Raw genomic sequence first — 15,050 nt, forward strand, 5'->3', positions numbered from 1 at the left:
GTTCCCGGACGAGAGTTCGGGGACGTCAACCGATACACATGACGTTCCGTTGTGCCCGGTTTCACGACCGGGCACAGGAGCGCCACTGACGAGGAGAGAACGGCGCTATGCCGAAGAACAAGTCGCACAGCGGTGCCAGCAAGCGCTTCAAGATCACCGGCTCCGGCAAGGTGCTCCGTGAGCGCGCCGGCAAGCGCCACCTGCTCGAGCACAAGTCGTCGCGCCTGACGCGCCGCCTCACCGGCAACGCCGAGATGGCCCCGGGCGACGCCAAGAAGATCAAGAAGCTTCTCGGCAAGTGATGTCGGTTGCGCACCGCGCACCTGATCTCTGACCGGGACCCAATCGATTTCGGGCCGTGTGCCGACCACCACGGCCCCGCTACAAGGAGTTAACAAGTGGCACGCGTCAAGCGGGCAGTCAACGCCCACAAGAAGCGCCGGGCGATCCTCGAGCAGGCCTCCGGCTACCGCGGTCAGCGTTCGCGCCTGTACCGCAAGGCCAAGGAGCAGGTCACCCACTCGCTGGTCTACAACTACAACGACCGCAAGAAGCGCAAGGGCGACTTCCGTCAGCTGTGGATCCAGCGCATCAACGCCGCTGCCCGCGCCAACGGCATCACCTACAACCGCTTCATCCAGGGTCTGAAGGCCGCGAACATCGAGGTCGACCGCAAGATCCTCGCGGAGCTTGCCGTCAACGACGCGAACGCCTTCGCGGCGCTCGTCGAGGTCGCCCAGAAGGCGCTGCCTTCCGACGTCAACGCGCCCAAGGCTGCGTGACGCCGGCGCTGGCCTTGGCCGGAACTGGTTGTGGACCCGCTTGCCCTTTGGCTTGCGGGTCCACATCTGTTTTCGCGGCCTTCGGTTGGTATGGCACCGCCGGAATCCGCCGTCGTGGCTGAGCGCCGCCGCGGCGGACATGAGGTGCCCCGGCCCGCGGCCCCCGGCCCCGGCCCTTGTGAATCCAGCCGAACGAGTTGCCCAGATCTGTGAAGCAGCCGGAGTTGCCCAGACCCGTGCAGCAGCCGAATGACTTGCCCCGCCCGTGAACCAAAGGTGAACCCATGCCTGCCGGCCCCGAGCTGATCTCCCCCCGCTCGTCCCGCGTCACCGCCGCTCGGCGGCTCGCGAAGCGGAACTTCCGGGGGAAGGAGCGGCTGTTTCTCGCTGAGGGGCCGCAGGCCGTGCGGGAGGCGGCCGGGCATCGGGGCGAGGGGGGCGCGACGCTGGTCGAGCTCTTCGTGACCCCGGACGCCGCGGAGCGGTACGCCGACATCGTGGGCGGGGCCCGTGCCGTCGGGGCCCGTGTGCACCTCGCCGCCGAGGACGTGATCGCGGACGTCTCGACGACCGTCACCCCGCAGGGGCTCGTCGGGATCTGCCGGTTCCTGGACACTCCGTTCGAGGAGATCCTCAAGACGGAGCCAAGGCTGGTCGCCGTACTGGCGCATGTGCGGGACCCCGGGAACGCGGGCACCGTCCTTCGCTGCGCCGACGCCGCCGGGGCGGACGCCGTCGTCCTCACCGACGCCTCCGTCGACCTCTACAACCCCAAGTCCGTACGGGCGTCGGTCGGTTCGCTGTTCCATCTGCCCGTGGCCGTCGGCGTACCCGTGGAGCACGCGGTGCAGGGGCTGAAGGACGTCGGCGTACGCATCCTCGCCGCCGACGGTGCCGGGGAGGACGACCTGGACGACGAGCTGGACAAGGGCACCATGGGCGGGCCCACCGCCTGGGTGTTCGGCAACGAGGCATGGGGGCTCCCGGAGGATACCCGCGCGCTGGCGGACGCCGTCGTGCGCGTACCCATTCACGGCAAGGCCGAAAGCCTGAACCTCGCGACGGCGGCCGCCGTATGTCTCTACGCGTCGGCTCGTGCGCAGCGTGACCGCGGTGCTCGTTCCTGAGGGGGTCCGTTCCGTCACTCCCAGCTAGTAGGGTGACGGGCTCGGGGGCCTCTGCGCCGGACGAGAGGTGGGGTACGGGGATGAGTGTCGGCACGAGCAGGGCACCAGGGGCACGGGACGTGCGGAGCACACCCGCGTCCCGGCACGGTGATCTCGCCGAGCTCGGCATCGACCCCGACGAACTTCCCGACGGACTCGTGATCGCCGACGAGCGCGGCCGGGTGATCTGCTTCAACGCCGCGGCCGCCCGGATCACCGCCACCTCCGCCGCCGACGCCCTCGGCCGGCAGTTGGAGTGGGCCCTGCCGTTAGAGGACCTCGAAGGCCGCCGCTGGTGGCAGCTGACCGACCCGTACGGCGGTCTCGCGATCCGCGTCGGACAGCCCGAGCGCAATCTGCTGCTGCCGGGAGGCCGGGAGGTCCTGGTCTCGGCGCGGTACGTGCGTGTGCGGCCCACCGGACCGATCCGCCGCGTCGTCGTCTCCCTCCGTGACACCGAGGCCCGCCGCCGCACCGAGCGCAGCCACGCCGAGCTGATCGCCACGGTCGCCCACGAGCTGCGCTCACCGCTCACCTCCGTCAAGGGCTTCACGGCGACGCTGCTCGCCAAGTGGGAGAGGTTCACCGACGACCAGAAGAAGCTGATGCTGGAGACGGTCGACGCCGACGCCAACCGCGTCACGCGTCTCATCGCGGAGCTCCTCGACATCTCCCGCATCGACTCCGGGCGTCTCGAAGTGCGCCGCCAGCCCGTCGACATCGGCGCCGCCGTCGGCCGCCACATCCAGGCATACGTCGCCTCCGGTCAGTCCGCCGACCGCTTCCTGCTGCGCATCGGCCAGCCGCTGCCCGACCTGTGGGCCGACCCCGACAAGGTCGACCAGGTGCTCAGCAATCTGCTGGAAAATGCGGTGCGGCACGGCGAGGGAACCGTCACCATCGACGTAGAGCCCGCGCCGTCGCCCCGCGAAGCGGAGGAAGCCGGCACGTCGGTCACGGTGAGCGACGAGGGCCCCGGCATCCCGGAGGAGTCCATGAACCGCGTCTTCACCCGCTTCTGGCGGGGCAGCAAGCGCGGCGGCACCGGCCTCGGGCTGTACATCGTCAAGGGCATCGTCGAAGCCCACGGCGGCACCATCACGGTCGGCCGCGCCCCCGAGGGCGGCGCGCAGTTCCGATTTACGTTGCCCGTGAGCACCCCGGCGTATCTGCAGTAACGCCGAACGGTGCCCCACGGGCGCATTCGCACACCTCAACCCCGATAGACTCGGCTTTTGGCACCTTGCGTCCGAAGTCAGAGACGATTCGTCTCCGAGTCGTAGACGGGGACCCTCAGCCAGCCAACCGGAAGCACGGGAAGAGATGTCGGCACCGAACAAGTCGTACGACCCTGTTGAGGTCGAGGCACTGAAACCGGAAGAGATCGAGCGCATGCGGGACGAGGCGCTCGCCGCCTTCGCCGCCGCCGGTGACCTCGACGCGCTCCAGGAGGCCAAGGTCGCCCACACCGGCGGCACCTCGCCGCTGGCCCTCGCCAACCGCGAGATCGGCGCCCTGCCCCCGCACGCCAAGGCGGACGCCGGTAAGCGCGTCGGGCAGGCCCGCGGCGCGGTGAACAAGGCGCTCGCCGCCCGCCAGACCGAGCTCGAGGCCGAGCGGGACGCCCGCGTGCTGGTCGAGGAGGCCGTGGACGTCACGCTGCCCTACGACCGCGTACCGGCCGGCGCCCGGCACCCGCTGACCACCATGATGGAGCGGGTCTCGGACGTCTTCGTGTCCATGGGATACGAGATCGCCGAGGGCCCCGAGGTCGAGGCGGAGTGGTTCAACTTCGACGCCCTCAACTTCACGCCCGACCACCCGGCCCGGCAGATGCAGGACACCTTCTTCGTGCAGGGGGCGAAGGGCGCTGACAGTGACGGCGAGTCCGGTGTCGTGCTGCGCACGCACACCTCCCCGGTGCAGGCCCGCGCCCTGCTGGACCGCGAGCCGCCCGTCTACGTCGTGTGCCCCGGCCGCGTCTACCGCACCGACGAGCTGGACGCCACGCACACCCCGGTCTTCCACCAGATCGAGCTGCTCGCCGTCGACGAGGGCCTGACCATGGCCGACCTGAAGGGCACCCTGGATCACATGGTCCAGTCGCTCTTCGGCGCGGACATGAAGACCCGGCTGCGCCCGAACTACTTCCCGTTCACCGAGCCGTCCGCCGAGATGGACATGCTCTGCTACGTGTGCAAGGGCGAGTCCGTCGGCAACCCCGACCGCTCCTGCCGCACCTGTTCGAGCGAGGGCTGGATCGAGCTCGGCGGCTGCGGCATGGTCAACCCGCGCGTGCTCATCGCCTGCGGTGTGGACCCCGAGAAGTACAGCGGATTCGCCTTCGGGTTCGGCATCGAGCGGATGCTGATGTTCCGCCACAACGTCGAAGACATGCGAGACATGGTCGAGGGTGACGTCCGGTTCACCCGGCCGTTCGGGATGGAGATCTGATGCGGGTCCCGCTTTCTTGGCTGCGGGAGTACGTCGACCTGCCGGCGACGGAGACCGGGCGCGACGTCCAGGCCAAGCTCATTTCGGCAGGCCTCGAGGTCGAGACCGTCGAGCAGCTCGGCGCCGACCTCAAGGGGCCGCTCGTCGTCGGCAAGGTGCTGACCATCGAGGAGCTGGAGGGCTTCAAGAAGCCCATCCGCTTCTGCACCGTCGACGTCGGCCAGGCCAACGGCACCGGTGAGCCCCAGGAGATCGTCTGCGGCGCCCGTAACTTCGTCGTCGGCGACAAGGTCGTCGTGGTCCTGCCCGGCGCCGTGCTTCCCGGCAACTTCGCGATCGCCGCGCGCAAGACGTACGGCAAGACCTCGCACGGCATGATCTGCTCCGGCGGCGAGCTGGGCATGGGTGACGACGGAAGCGGCGGCATCATCGTCCTGCCGCCGGAGCACGAGGTCGGCACGGACGCCATCGAGCTGCTCGAACTCGTCGACGAGGTCCTCGACATCGCGGTCACCCCCGACCGCGGCTACGCCCTGTCGATGCGCGGTGTCGCCCGCGAGGCCGCCATCGCGTACGGGCTGCCGCTGCGCGACCCGGCGCTGCTCGACGTACCGGGTCCGAACGCGTTCGGCTACCCGGTGCAGGTCTCCGACCCGCGGGGCTGCGACCGCTTCACCGCGCGTACGGTCACCGGTCTGTCGCCCGAGGCGCACTCCCCGATCTGGCTGCAGCGCCGCCTCCAGAAGGCGGGCATGCGTCCGATCTCGCTCGCCGTCGACATCACCAACTACGTGATGCTGGAGCTCGGTCAGCCCCTGCACGCGTACGACCGCTCCCGCGTCCAGGGCACCATCGGTGTGCGCCGGGCCGAGCCGGGCGAGAAGCTCACCACGCTCGACGGCGTCGTGCGCACACTGGACGCCGAGGACCTGCTGATCACCGACGACCGCGGGCCGATCGGCCTCGCGGGTGTCATGGGCGGCGCCAACACCGAGATCGACGACACGGAGGGCACGACCACCGAAGTCGTCATCGAGGCCGCGCACTTCGACCCGATCTCGATCGCGCGGACGGCCCGCCGCCACAAGCTGGCCTCCGAGGCGTCCAAGCGCTTCGAGCGCGGCGTCGACCCGGAGGCCGCGTCCGCCGCCGCGCAGCGCACGGTCGACCTGCTGGTCCTCCTCGCGGGCGGCTCCGCCGACGCCGGCGTCACCGAGGTCATCGCGCCCTCCGCGCCGCGCACCATCACCATCCCGGCCAACCACCCGGACAAGGTCGCGGGCGTCGACTACGGCCGCGAGACCGTCGTACGCCGTCTCCAGCAGGTCGGCTGCGACGTCTACGGGCAGGACGAGCTGATCGTCACCGTGCCGTCCTGGCGGCCCGACCTGACCGACCCGAACGACCTGGCCGAAGAGGTCATCCGGCTCGAGGGCTACGAGAACCTGCCCTCGACCCTGCCGAAGCCGCCCGCCGGCCTGGGCCTCACCGACCGGCAGCGACTGCACCGCCGGGTCGGGCGTGCGCTGGCCGGTGCGGGATACGTCGAGGCGCTGAACTACCCGTTCATCGGGACCGAGGTGCTCGACCAGTTCGGCCTGGAGGCCGACGACCCGCGGCGCACCACGGTCAAGCTGGTCAACCCGCTCTCCGACGAAGAGCCGGCGATGCGCACCACCCTGCTGCCGGGGCTGCTCGGCGCGCTGCGGCGCAACGACGGCCGCGGCTCGCACGACCTGGCGCTCTTCGAGACCGGCCTGGTCTTCCGGCCGACCGGCGAGGAGCACACGGCCGAGCGCCTGCCCGTCGACCGTCGTCCCACCGACGAGGAGATCGCCGGGATCAACGCCGCGCTGCCGCGTCAGCCGCGCCGCGCCGCCGTCGTCCTCGCGGGTGCCCGCGAGCAGGCCGGCTGGTGGGGCAAGGGCCGTCCGGCGGACTGGGCGGACGCCGTCGAGGCGGCGCGTACCGTCGCCCGCGAGGCCGGTGTCGAGCTGACCGTGCGCAGTGACCAGCACGCTCCCTGGCACCCCGGCCGCTGCGCCGCGCTGTACGTCACGGTGCACGGCGAGGAGACCCTCGTCGGTCACGCCGGTGAGCTGCACCCGCGCGTCATCAAGGCGCTGCACCTTCCGGAGCGCAGCTGTGCCATGGAGGTCGAGCTCGACCTCCTGGAGCAGGCGGGCACCGGCGCCCTTCAGGCGCCGCGCATCTCCGCCTTCCCGGTCGCCACGCAGGATGTCGCGCTGGTCGTCTCCCGGGACGTTCCGGCGACCGATGTGGAGGCCGCGCTGCGTGAGGGTGCGGGGAAACTCCTGGAGTCCATCCGGCTGTTCGACGTCTACGAGAGCGAGCAGCTCGGTGAGGGCATGAAGTCCCTGGCGTACGCGCTGCGGTTCCGCGCCGACGACCGCACCCTGACCGTCGACCAGGCCTCCAGGGCCCGTGACGCGGCGGTTGCCCTCGCGGGCGAGCGCACGGGGGCGGTTCTGCGGGGTTAGCCCCCCGAGGCAGGTAGTGCCGGGGAACTGCGGGTTGTTGGTCTGCTGCGGGTTCGTCGTGGCTGGTCGCGCAGTTCCCCGCGCCCCTTTCGGGGCGCCCCCCTGGAGCTCTGTGCAGTCACCTCACTCATTTGGGTGACAAGTGTGGGCGATCTGGCCCGATCGGGGCATGCGGTCGACAGAATCGATCCGGCCGAAGAGGCCGGTGCCTGCGCGCTGAACAGGGCCTTAGGGGGGCCATCGGCATGATCCGTACGAAGGCTGGGGCTCCCCGTCGGGCCAGGCCCGGGGTGAAACACCGGACAGGATGGCGGAAAACCGTCGCCCGGACGCTCGGTCGCGCCCGGACCGGCAGGCTGGGCCGCGCCCGGGCCCGCCGACTCGGCCGCACCGAGGCCCGTCGCCTCGGCCGGGACCAGCAGCGACTGCGCCGCGCGCTCGCGATGGGGCTGCCCACCGTATGGGGCGCCGTGGCGATCACCTACAAACTGGGCTGTCCGCTCGCCCAGCAGAACGGGCTCGGCGCCCGGATCGTCACCTGCGCCGTCTTCTTCGCGGTCGGCACCGGCCTGATACTGCACGTCAGGCGCGGGCTGCTCCGCGAGCTCCGGCAGATCCGCAAGGTCGCGGGCGCCGCCCAAGGTGCTCTGCTGCGACCGCTGCCACCGCGTATCGACGGGCTGAACATCGCCGCGGTGCAGTTCTCCGCGGACCGCGGGGCCACCGTCGGCGGCGATCTGTACGACGTGATCGGCACCGAATACGGCGTGCGGGTCGTGATGGGCGATGTCCGCGGACACGGGCTCGCCGCCATCGGGACCGTCGCCGCTGTCCTCGGCAGCTTCCGCGAAGCCGTCCACGACGAGACCGAACTCCCGGGTGTACTCAGGAGGTTGGAGCGCGCCCTGGCCCGCCATCTGAGGGAGCGCGCGAAAGCCGAGCACCCCTCGTCCGGGCTCGACGCCGACAGCCCAGTGGCCGAGGAGTTCGTCACCGTACTGCTCCTGGAGATCGGCCACGACGGCGAGGTGCGCGCCCTCAACTGCGGTCACCCCTGGCCGTATCTGCTGCGCGGCCACGCCGGACCGACTGGTGAACGAGGGCCTGTGGAGCACCTCACCGCCGGCGACCCCCTGCCTCCCCTCGGGCCCTTCCCTCTCCCCGCCGAGCTGCCCGTCGTCCGCTGCGGGCACCTCCTGCCCGGCGAGGCGCTGTTCCTGCACACGGACGGTGTCGAAGACGCCCGCGACAGCGCCGGCCAATTCTTTCCCCTGGCCGCCGCCCTCACCGAGGCGGACCGCACCCAGCCGGTCTCCCCCCAGTCCGTACTCCGCACGCTCTTCACCCAACTACTGGGCCACGCGGGCGGATTGCCGTCGGACGACGTAGCCATGCTGGTCCTGCGCAACGACCGAGCAAGAGTGCCAATGCAACAGGGTGAGCCTCTGGCCCACCAGCTCAAGTGACTGTTTCACGCCCCGCATGACGCGCCCCTTCAGGGGCGCGGGGCTGTGACATATGCGGCTCCGCCGCGCGGGCGCGCTCAGCCCCGGACTACCCGCAGGCAGCCCACAAACAGGCACCCTTTTCCTGCTGAGCCGGCGGAGCCGTCCGCCCCGCCACGGAGTGTCGGGCAGGCAGCTGGGCGGACGGCGCGAAACGGGCCGCCGCACTGTACGAGGGGGAGCCGGCGGCCCGGCCGGCCTCTTACGAGGCATTTCAGTCAACCGGCCCGCAACTCTCCGCAACAGCGCGCGTACTGCCCGGATTCGGGCACTCTATTCACACCCCGTGTGAAGAGGGAGGCACTACTCTCTTGGCACCGAGTCACCGGAGGGCATTCATGCAGCCCAACACTCTGCTCGACGCGATCCTCGACGAGGCCGGGATCTCGCACGCGGGACTCGCCGCCCATGTGAACCAGGCGGGGCGGGCACGCGGCCTCGCGCTTCGTTACGAACACACCGCCGTGGCGCGGTGGTTGAAGGGCCAGCGGCCGCGCGGGCAGGTGCCCGACCTGATCTGCGAGGTGCTGGCCACCCGGCTCCAACGGCCCGTCACGCTCGACGACATCGGCCTCGGCGTGCCCGGCGAACCGGCCGCCCCGCACGGCACGACGCTCTCCGGCTTCGTCGAGCGCGCCACCGCCCTGTGGCGCTCCGACGAACAGCAGCGCCCGCACATCCTCGGCGCCCCCGCCGTCACCGGCACGCCCGCCGTGATGCCCGTGTGGGAGTGGGAGAACCCGCCCGAGGACGTGGACGTCTCGCGCGGCGGACGGCACCGCGTGAGCATGTCCGACATCGAGATGCTGCGCGCCGCCCGTGCCCACTACGAGCAGATGTACCGCAAGGCCGGCGGCATCGCGACCCGCACGCGCATCGTCGGCTTCCTCAACTCCGAGACGGCGCCGCTCCTCAGAGGCAGCTACACCGACGCCACCGGCCGCCAGCTCCACCGCGCCACCGGCGGCCTGGTGGCGGTCGCGGGCATCTGCGCGTACGACTCCGACGCGCACGGCCTCGCCCAGCGCTACTTCCACCAGGCGCTCAGACTCGCGAAGGCCAGCGGGGACAGAGGACTTGGTGCGTATGTCATCGCTCTGCTGGTCAACCAGTCCCTGTTCATGCGCGAGCACCGGCAGGCCGTCGCGTTCGCCGAGGCCGCGTTGCGCGCCGCGGGACGGCACATCACTCCGGCGCTCGCGTCGGACCTCTACGCGATGCAGGCCAAGGCGTACGCACACCTCGGCGATGGCAGCAGCGCGCTGTCCTGCATCCGGCGTGCCGAGCAGGCCGCCGAGCGCATCCGGCGCGGATACGAGCCGGATGAGACCGGCTATGTCCAGCCGGGCCTGGTCAATGTGCAGGTGGCGGAGGCCCTGCTCAGCCTCGGCGACCTGGCCGCCGCCCGGGAGCACGCCGCGGCGGCCGTCGACAACCCGGCGCACGACCGGGGCAGGGTGCACCGGCTCGCGATGCTCAGCCAGATCGAACTGCGCCAGGGCAACGCGGACAAGGCGGTGGTCACCGCGGTCGAAATGGCGGAGCGGGCGCGGGGGATGGAGTCCCAGCGGCTGCGCGACAGACTGCGGGCGGTACGCGAGCACCTGGTGGCCAACGGGTGCGCGGGCACCTCCGAGGCCGCCGAACTCATCGACGGAGCACTGCGCGTACCGCTCTAGGAAGAGCCCGTCGGGGAACTCCGGAAAGAGCCCGGAGGGACCCGCGGGAGGATGCCCCAACCACTGCCGGGGGTCCCCGAGCCCTCCGGGGTGGGTAAGTCTGCGCCTACCGCTGCGCTGCGAGCGGCCCGCTGTGAGCCTGCTGTGAGGACGCTCCTGCTGCGATATTGCCATCTACTCGGCGGAAGGTGGCAGAACCGTGCAGTGGACGAAACAGAACGAACAAACTGTGTACGCAAACCGCTGGTTCAGCGTCAATCTCGCAGATGTCGAGCTGCCGGACGGTCGGCACCTCGATCACTTTTTAATACGGCTGCGGCCCGTCGCCGTGGCCACTGTGGTGAATGAGGCGAACGAGGTGCTGCTCCTGTGGCGGCACCGCTTCATCACCGACAGCTGGGGATGGGAGCTTCCGGCGGGCGTCGTCGAGGACGGCGAGGACATCGCCGTCGCGGCGGCCCGCGAACTGGAGGAGGAGACCGGATGGCGGCCGGGACCTCTGCGCCATCTGATGAGCGTCGAGCCCTCCAACGGGCTCACCGACGCCCGGCACCACATCTACTGGGCCGACGAAGGCGCGTACATCGGACACCCCGTGGACGACTTCGAGTCCGACCGTCGGGAATGGGTTCCCCTCAAGCTCGTCCCCGACATGGTCGCCCGCGGCGAGGTCCCGGCCGCCAACATGGCAGCCGCGCTGCTCCTCCTGCACCATCTGAGGCTCGGGCAGGACGCTTTGCCCTGATCCCCCCACCGCGTCCTGGGACCTAGTGGCCCAGAGCCTGATAGACCGCCACGGCGAGCGCGCCCACGGCCGTGACGACCGCTACCGCGCGCAGTGGCCAGCGGGTGTGTTCGAGTGCGACGACCCGTGCGCTCAGGTCGTCGAGCTCCTTGGCGGTCTGTTCGGCGCGATGACTGAGCAGAGCCAGCCCTCCCTCGACGCGGGCATGCGCCACATCGAGGCGGCGGCGTAACTCTGCGAGTTCTCCTTGGACCACGGGATGCTCCGGGTCGGCGGTCACGAGTCCGCTCCTTTCCGTAGTCGTCACATCCCTTACATGCGCACGGAAAGTCAACTCGCCTGGTGGACACGTGGGGAGCGTGTGCGAGGGGCATATGCGAGCCCTATGCGCACACGGTGTGTGAATGGCACGGGCCCGGCCCTCCGAAGAGGACCGGGCCCGCGTCGGCCTGAGGTTGTACGGACCGTAGTCGATCTGCTCGACGGCGAGTTTGTGGAAGACGCCGCACCTCCGGGAGAGGCGGTGGCTCCGACGGCGGTGGTCAACGCTTTTCGCGTCGGATGCGGATGCTCAGGGCGATGGCGGAGACAAGGAACCAGAAGGCACCGAAGGCCGAGTAGCCGGCGATGGTGGACAGGCTGCTCGTCGGCGAGGCGGACATGGCAGCGAAGGAGGCACCGGCCAGGACGGACAGTCCACCGCTGATGACCATGGGCCACTGGGCACCGACGGTGCGTCGGCGCCGGATCGCCACGACGAGCTGGATCGCTCCGGAAAGGAGGGCCCAGATGCCGAACACGAGCAGAGCCGTCCCGATGGTGGAGAAGACAGCGATGATCATCCCGGCGGTGGTGGCGAGGCCGAGAGCCACGTTGGTGGTAGCGACGCGGTCCGTGGAGCCGGTGCCGGCCATGCGGCGCTCGAGGAGCGTGGCGATGACGTCCCACAGGGGGTAGACGACGAGCAGCACGGCCGTGATCACTGTGGGCTTGTCCGTCGACACGAGCGAGGCGGAGGTCGTGACGACGAGTGCCACCCAGATCAGGGAGAAGGCGACTCGGATCAGGTAGAGCGATCGGAGCCCGGAGGGCGTGGTCGTGGTCGTGGTCGTGCTCGAAGTCACGGTGGTCTGAGTCATCGGGTGTCCCGTTTTGTGATCGTGATGGTGTGAGACGGTCGCCTCGATGAGGAGTCTCAGCGGCCTCGGGAGGGGCCGTGTACTTCGAACGAAGTAGTTTTGCCATCCACTTCGAATCGAATGCTTTCTGCCGTCCCCATCGCCCGGACCGGGCTCGCCGTCTACATCATTCGAAGTACATGGCCGCAGCACACGTGGGCGAGAATCAGGCCATGGGCAAGGCGCAGAACAATCAGGACGGGTCCGTGGCACCCCTGTGGGTCCGCCGCCCCGAGGCGCTGCACCTAGGCGCCTATTCGGTGGCCGCGCTGGTGTTCACCGGCCAGATCGTGGCAGTGATCCTGCGAGGGTCGGATTGGCCGACGGCCCTCTCCGTGCTCCTCGCCGGTGGCGGTGTCGCCCTCTCATGGCGGAGGCCGTGGGCAGGACTGGTCGTGACGAGCGCGGCGTCCTTCGCCGTCACAGCGGTGGGCCACGACCCCCTGTCGGTGTGGATGATGGCGGTGCTCGTGCTGTTCTCGGTCACGCTCAGGGGGAAGCAGCCGCTGGCCGGAACCGGCATCGTGGCGGCGTTCTTCCTGGGGGCGTTCATGACGCTGGGAGGATTCCGTGGCGGCGCGATCGTGGGAGCCGCCGCACTCTTCTCAGCCATAGCAGGAGGTGCGACAGGGGCCGCGCTGCGCATCCATCGAGAGCACTGGCGCACCCTGGAGGAACGGGCCGAAAGCGCCATCGCCACCCGCGAGATCGAAGCCACCCGTCGGGTGACCGAGGAACGACTCCGCATCGCCCGGGACCTCCACGACGTCATCGGCCACCAGGTCGCGATGCTGAGCATGCATCTCGGTGCTGCGGAGATCGGGCTGCCCGAAGACGCCGAGTCCTCCCGGCATGCCCTCGTCTCAGCCAGGTCCAGCGCCCGCACCGTCGTCGTCGAAACGCAACGGATCCTCGCGCTCCTCCGCCTCGAAGACGACATCTCCGACGACGAGGCGCTCCGGCCGACCCCGGCGCTCAGTGGCCTGGAAGGCCTTATCGCCTCTTTCGAGAGCATCGGCCTCGACGTCCATCCCTCCATCGACATCCCCGCCGGTTTCGTGGAGCCCAGCGTCGGCGTGACGGTCTACCGGGTCGTTCAGGAAGCACTCACGAATGCCTACCGGCATGGAGAGGGGGCGGCAACGGTGGATGTGCGCGAGCGCGACGGCAGGATCTGCGTCACCGTGGAGAACCGCGTGGGTCACGCACTGCGCGGCTCCGGCTCGGGCAGCGGACTCGGACTCGTGGGGATGCGCGAACGCGTCGAGTCCTCCAGCGGGCGGCTGACGATCGACAGTGACGACGGGCGATTCCGGGTCCATGCGGAGTTCAGCCCCCTGGGAGCCGTCGTCTGATGACGCGGATTCTGATCGTCGATGACCAGGACGAGATAAGGGCCGGCATCAAAGCGATGCTCCGGCTCGACCCGAGTCTCGTTGTTGCGGGTGATCTCTCCGATGGACTCCAGGTCGTCCCCTTCCTCCGGGACCACCCCGTCGACCTGGTCCTGATGGACATTCGGATGCCCGGCATCGACGGTGTCGAAGCCACCCGCCGGATCCGCAAAGAGCACCCACCCGAAAGGTTGCGGGTGATCGTGCTGACCACCTTTGACCAGGACGACATCGTTCTCGCCGCCCTCCGCGCGGGCGCCAACGGTTTCCTGAGCAAGACCGTGAGCCCCGCTGAACTCGTCGCCGGAATCACCGAGGTCGTCGGCGGTGGCGGTGCGCTGTCGGCCGCCGCGACGGCCGCGCTCATCGGTCACATGACCGACAGTCCGCCCCCGGTGATCGACCAGGAACTGCTTCGACGCTTCGACGCGCTGACACCCAGGGAGCGGGACGTGGTCGTTCTCGTCGCGAGCGGTCTCGGCAACGACGAGATCGCGGCCCAGATGTCCGTGTCGCCGTTCACCGTGAAGACGCATGCGGTGCGGGCCATGACGAAGGTCGGCGCACGTGATCGAGCGCAACTCGTCTCGTTCGCCTTCCGGGCCGGCCTCTACCCCTGAGCCTGCCGAACAGAACCCCGAAGCAGGTGGCCGCCGTTGCGATGCCGAGCAGTCCGGCGCGCGGGACGGCGTGGGCAAAGCTCGCGCACCAGCCCCCCGGCACCGGACTCATTCGTCTAGGCGTAGGTGTAGAAGCCCGAGCCCGACTTCCGGCCCAGCCGACCCGCGTCGACCATGCGCTGCAGCAGCGGCGGAGCCGCGTACAGCGGCTCCTTGTACTCCTCGTACATCGAATACGCGACCGACGCGACCGTGTCCAGGCCGATCAGGTCGGACAACTTGAGCGGGCCCATCGGATGGGCACAACCCAGCTCCATGCCGTTGTCGATGTCCTCGCGGCTCGCCATGCCGGACTCGAACATCCGGATCGCGGAGAGCAGATACGGGATCAGCAGCGCGTTGACCACGAAGCCCGAGCGGTCCTGGGCGCGGATCGCGTGCTTGCCGAGGATCTTCTCGACCAGCGCCTGCGCCCGGCTGATGGTGCCCTCGGAGGTGGTGAGGGCCGGGATCAGCTCGACGAGCTTCTGCACCGGGGCCGGGTTGAAGAAGTGGATGCCGATGACCTGGTCGGGACGCGAGGTGGCGACGGCGAGCTTCACCAGCGGGATGGAGGAGGTGTTGGAGGCGAGGATCGCGTCCTGCCGGGTCACCACCTGGTCGAGCACCTGGAAGATCTCGGTCTTCACCTGCTCGTTCTCCACGACCGCCTCGATCACCAGGTCGCGGTCGGCGAACTCGCCGAGGTCGGTGGTGAAGGAGAGCCGCCCCTGGGTGGCGTCCCGCTCCTCCTCGGAGATCTTGCCGCGCTCGGCCGCCTTGGAGAGCGAGTTGTAGAGCCGGGTCCGGCCGATCTCCAACGCCTCACCGGTGGTCTCGGCGACCTTCACATCCAGGCCGGCGCGGGCGCACACCTCGGCGATGCCTGCCCCCATCTGGCCGCAGCCCACCACTCCGACGCGTGAGATGTCGCCCCAGGTGTCCGTCACATCGTGCCTTTCGCTCTCGCTGTTCACGGGCTCGGCA

14 protein-coding genes are annotated in these 15,050 nt (G+C 69.8%); 11 read left to right on the forward strand and 3 right to left on the reverse strand.

Annotated features, from left to right (window positions below; translation table 11 throughout):
- The first annotated feature begins 107 nt into the window (after positions 1-107).
- The 9 genes from rpmI to GAS53_RS08025 all read left to right on the forward strand — a co-directional run bounded on the left by rpmI (position 108) and on the right by GAS53_RS08025 (position 10,832).
- Positions 108-302, forward strand: a complete 195-nt coding sequence (rpmI, locus tag GAS53_RS07985) for a 50S ribosomal protein L35 (RefSeq protein WP_003947156.1) — start codon at positions 108-110, stop codon at positions 300-302.
- A gap of 96 nt (positions 303-398) precedes the next feature.
- A complete protein-coding gene (rplT, locus tag GAS53_RS07990; protein ID WP_016642495.1) occupies positions 399-782 on the forward strand; it encodes a 50S ribosomal protein L20 in 384 nt (127 codons plus the stop codon).
- A 284-nt stretch (positions 783-1,066) separates the two neighbouring features.
- Positions 1,067-1,909, forward strand: coding sequence for a TrmH family RNA methyltransferase (locus GAS53_RS07995; RefSeq protein WP_151476748.1), 843 nt, complete (start codon positions 1,067-1,069; stop codon positions 1,907-1,909).
- Between the two features lie 80 nt (positions 1,910-1,989).
- Positions 1,990-3,126 (forward strand): sensor histidine kinase, encoded by a 1,137-nt coding sequence (locus GAS53_RS08000; RefSeq protein WP_151476749.1) that lies wholly within the window; start codon positions 1,990-1,992, stop codon positions 3,124-3,126.
- Positions 3,127-3,271: 145 nt separating this feature from the next.
- Positions 3,272-4,402, forward strand: a complete 1,131-nt coding sequence (gene pheS, locus GAS53_RS08005) for a phenylalanine--tRNA ligase subunit alpha (RefSeq protein WP_151476750.1) — start codon at positions 3,272-3,274, stop codon at positions 4,400-4,402.
- A complete protein-coding gene (gene pheT / locus GAS53_RS08010) occupies positions 4,402-6,903 on the forward strand; it encodes a phenylalanine--tRNA ligase subunit beta (RefSeq protein ID WP_151476751.1) in 2,502 nt (833 codons plus the stop codon). The genes pheS and pheT overlap by 1 nt, the downstream gene beginning before the upstream one ends.
- A 443-nt stretch (positions 6,904-7,346) precedes the next feature.
- The gene (locus tag GAS53_RS08015) at positions 7,347-8,369 is read left to right on the forward strand and encodes a PP2C family protein-serine/threonine phosphatase (RefSeq protein WP_151476807.1); all 1,023 of its coding nucleotides are present in this window, start codon (positions 7,347-7,349) and stop codon (positions 8,367-8,369) included.
- A gap of 377 nt (positions 8,370-8,746) precedes the next feature.
- Positions 8,747-10,087, forward strand: a complete 1,341-nt coding sequence (locus GAS53_RS08020; protein WP_151476752.1) for a transcriptional regulator — start codon at positions 8,747-8,749, stop codon at positions 10,085-10,087.
- Positions 10,088-10,286: 199 nt separating this feature from the next.
- The gene (locus tag GAS53_RS08025; protein ID WP_151476753.1) at positions 10,287-10,832 is read left to right on the forward strand and encodes an NUDIX hydrolase; all 546 of its coding nucleotides are present in this window, start codon (positions 10,287-10,289) and stop codon (positions 10,830-10,832) included.
- 22 nt (positions 10,833-10,854) lie between these two features.
- On the opposite strand, the gene GAS53_RS08030 is transcribed toward GAS53_RS08025, so the two are convergent.
- Together GAS53_RS08030 and GAS53_RS08035 are read right to left on the reverse strand one after the other, a co-directional pair.
- Positions 10,855-11,112 carry a hypothetical protein gene (locus GAS53_RS08030; protein ID WP_151476754.1) on the reverse strand — a complete coding sequence of 86 codons (258 nt, stop codon included), beginning with the start codon at positions 11,110-11,112 and terminating at the stop codon, positions 10,855-10,857.
- A gap of 262 nt (positions 11,113-11,374) precedes the next feature.
- Entirely contained in the window at positions 11,375-11,971 is a 597-nt protein-coding gene (locus GAS53_RS08035) for a DUF308 domain-containing protein (RefSeq protein ID WP_151476755.1), read from the reverse strand.
- Positions 11,972-12,150: 179 nt separating this feature from the next.
- On the opposite strand from GAS53_RS08035, the gene GAS53_RS08040 reads away from it, so the two are divergent.
- Together GAS53_RS08040 and GAS53_RS08045 are read left to right on the forward strand one after the other, a co-directional pair.
- Complete coding sequence (locus tag GAS53_RS08040; protein WP_225858797.1) at positions 12,151-13,365, forward strand: sensor histidine kinase; 1,215 nt, start codon at positions 12,151-12,153, stop codon at positions 13,363-13,365.
- On the forward strand, positions 13,365-14,024 hold the full coding sequence (locus GAS53_RS08045) for a response regulator transcription factor (protein WP_151476756.1): 660 nt from the start codon (positions 13,365-13,367) through the stop codon (positions 14,022-14,024). Before GAS53_RS08040 ends, GAS53_RS08045 begins: the two co-directional genes overlap by 1 nt.
- A 116-nt stretch (positions 14,025-14,140) precedes the next feature.
- On the opposite strand, the gene GAS53_RS08050 is transcribed toward GAS53_RS08045, so the two are convergent.
- A complete protein-coding gene (locus GAS53_RS08050; RefSeq protein WP_151476809.1) occupies positions 14,141-15,013 on the reverse strand; it encodes a 3-hydroxybutyryl-CoA dehydrogenase in 873 nt (290 codons plus the stop codon).
- Positions 15,014-15,050 lie beyond the last annotated feature (37 nt).

It is taken from the genome of Streptomyces albicerus, assembly GCF_008905045.1.
GTDB classification, from domain to species: domain Bacteria; phylum Actinomycetota; class Actinomycetes; order Streptomycetales; family Streptomycetaceae; genus Streptomyces; species Streptomyces albicerus.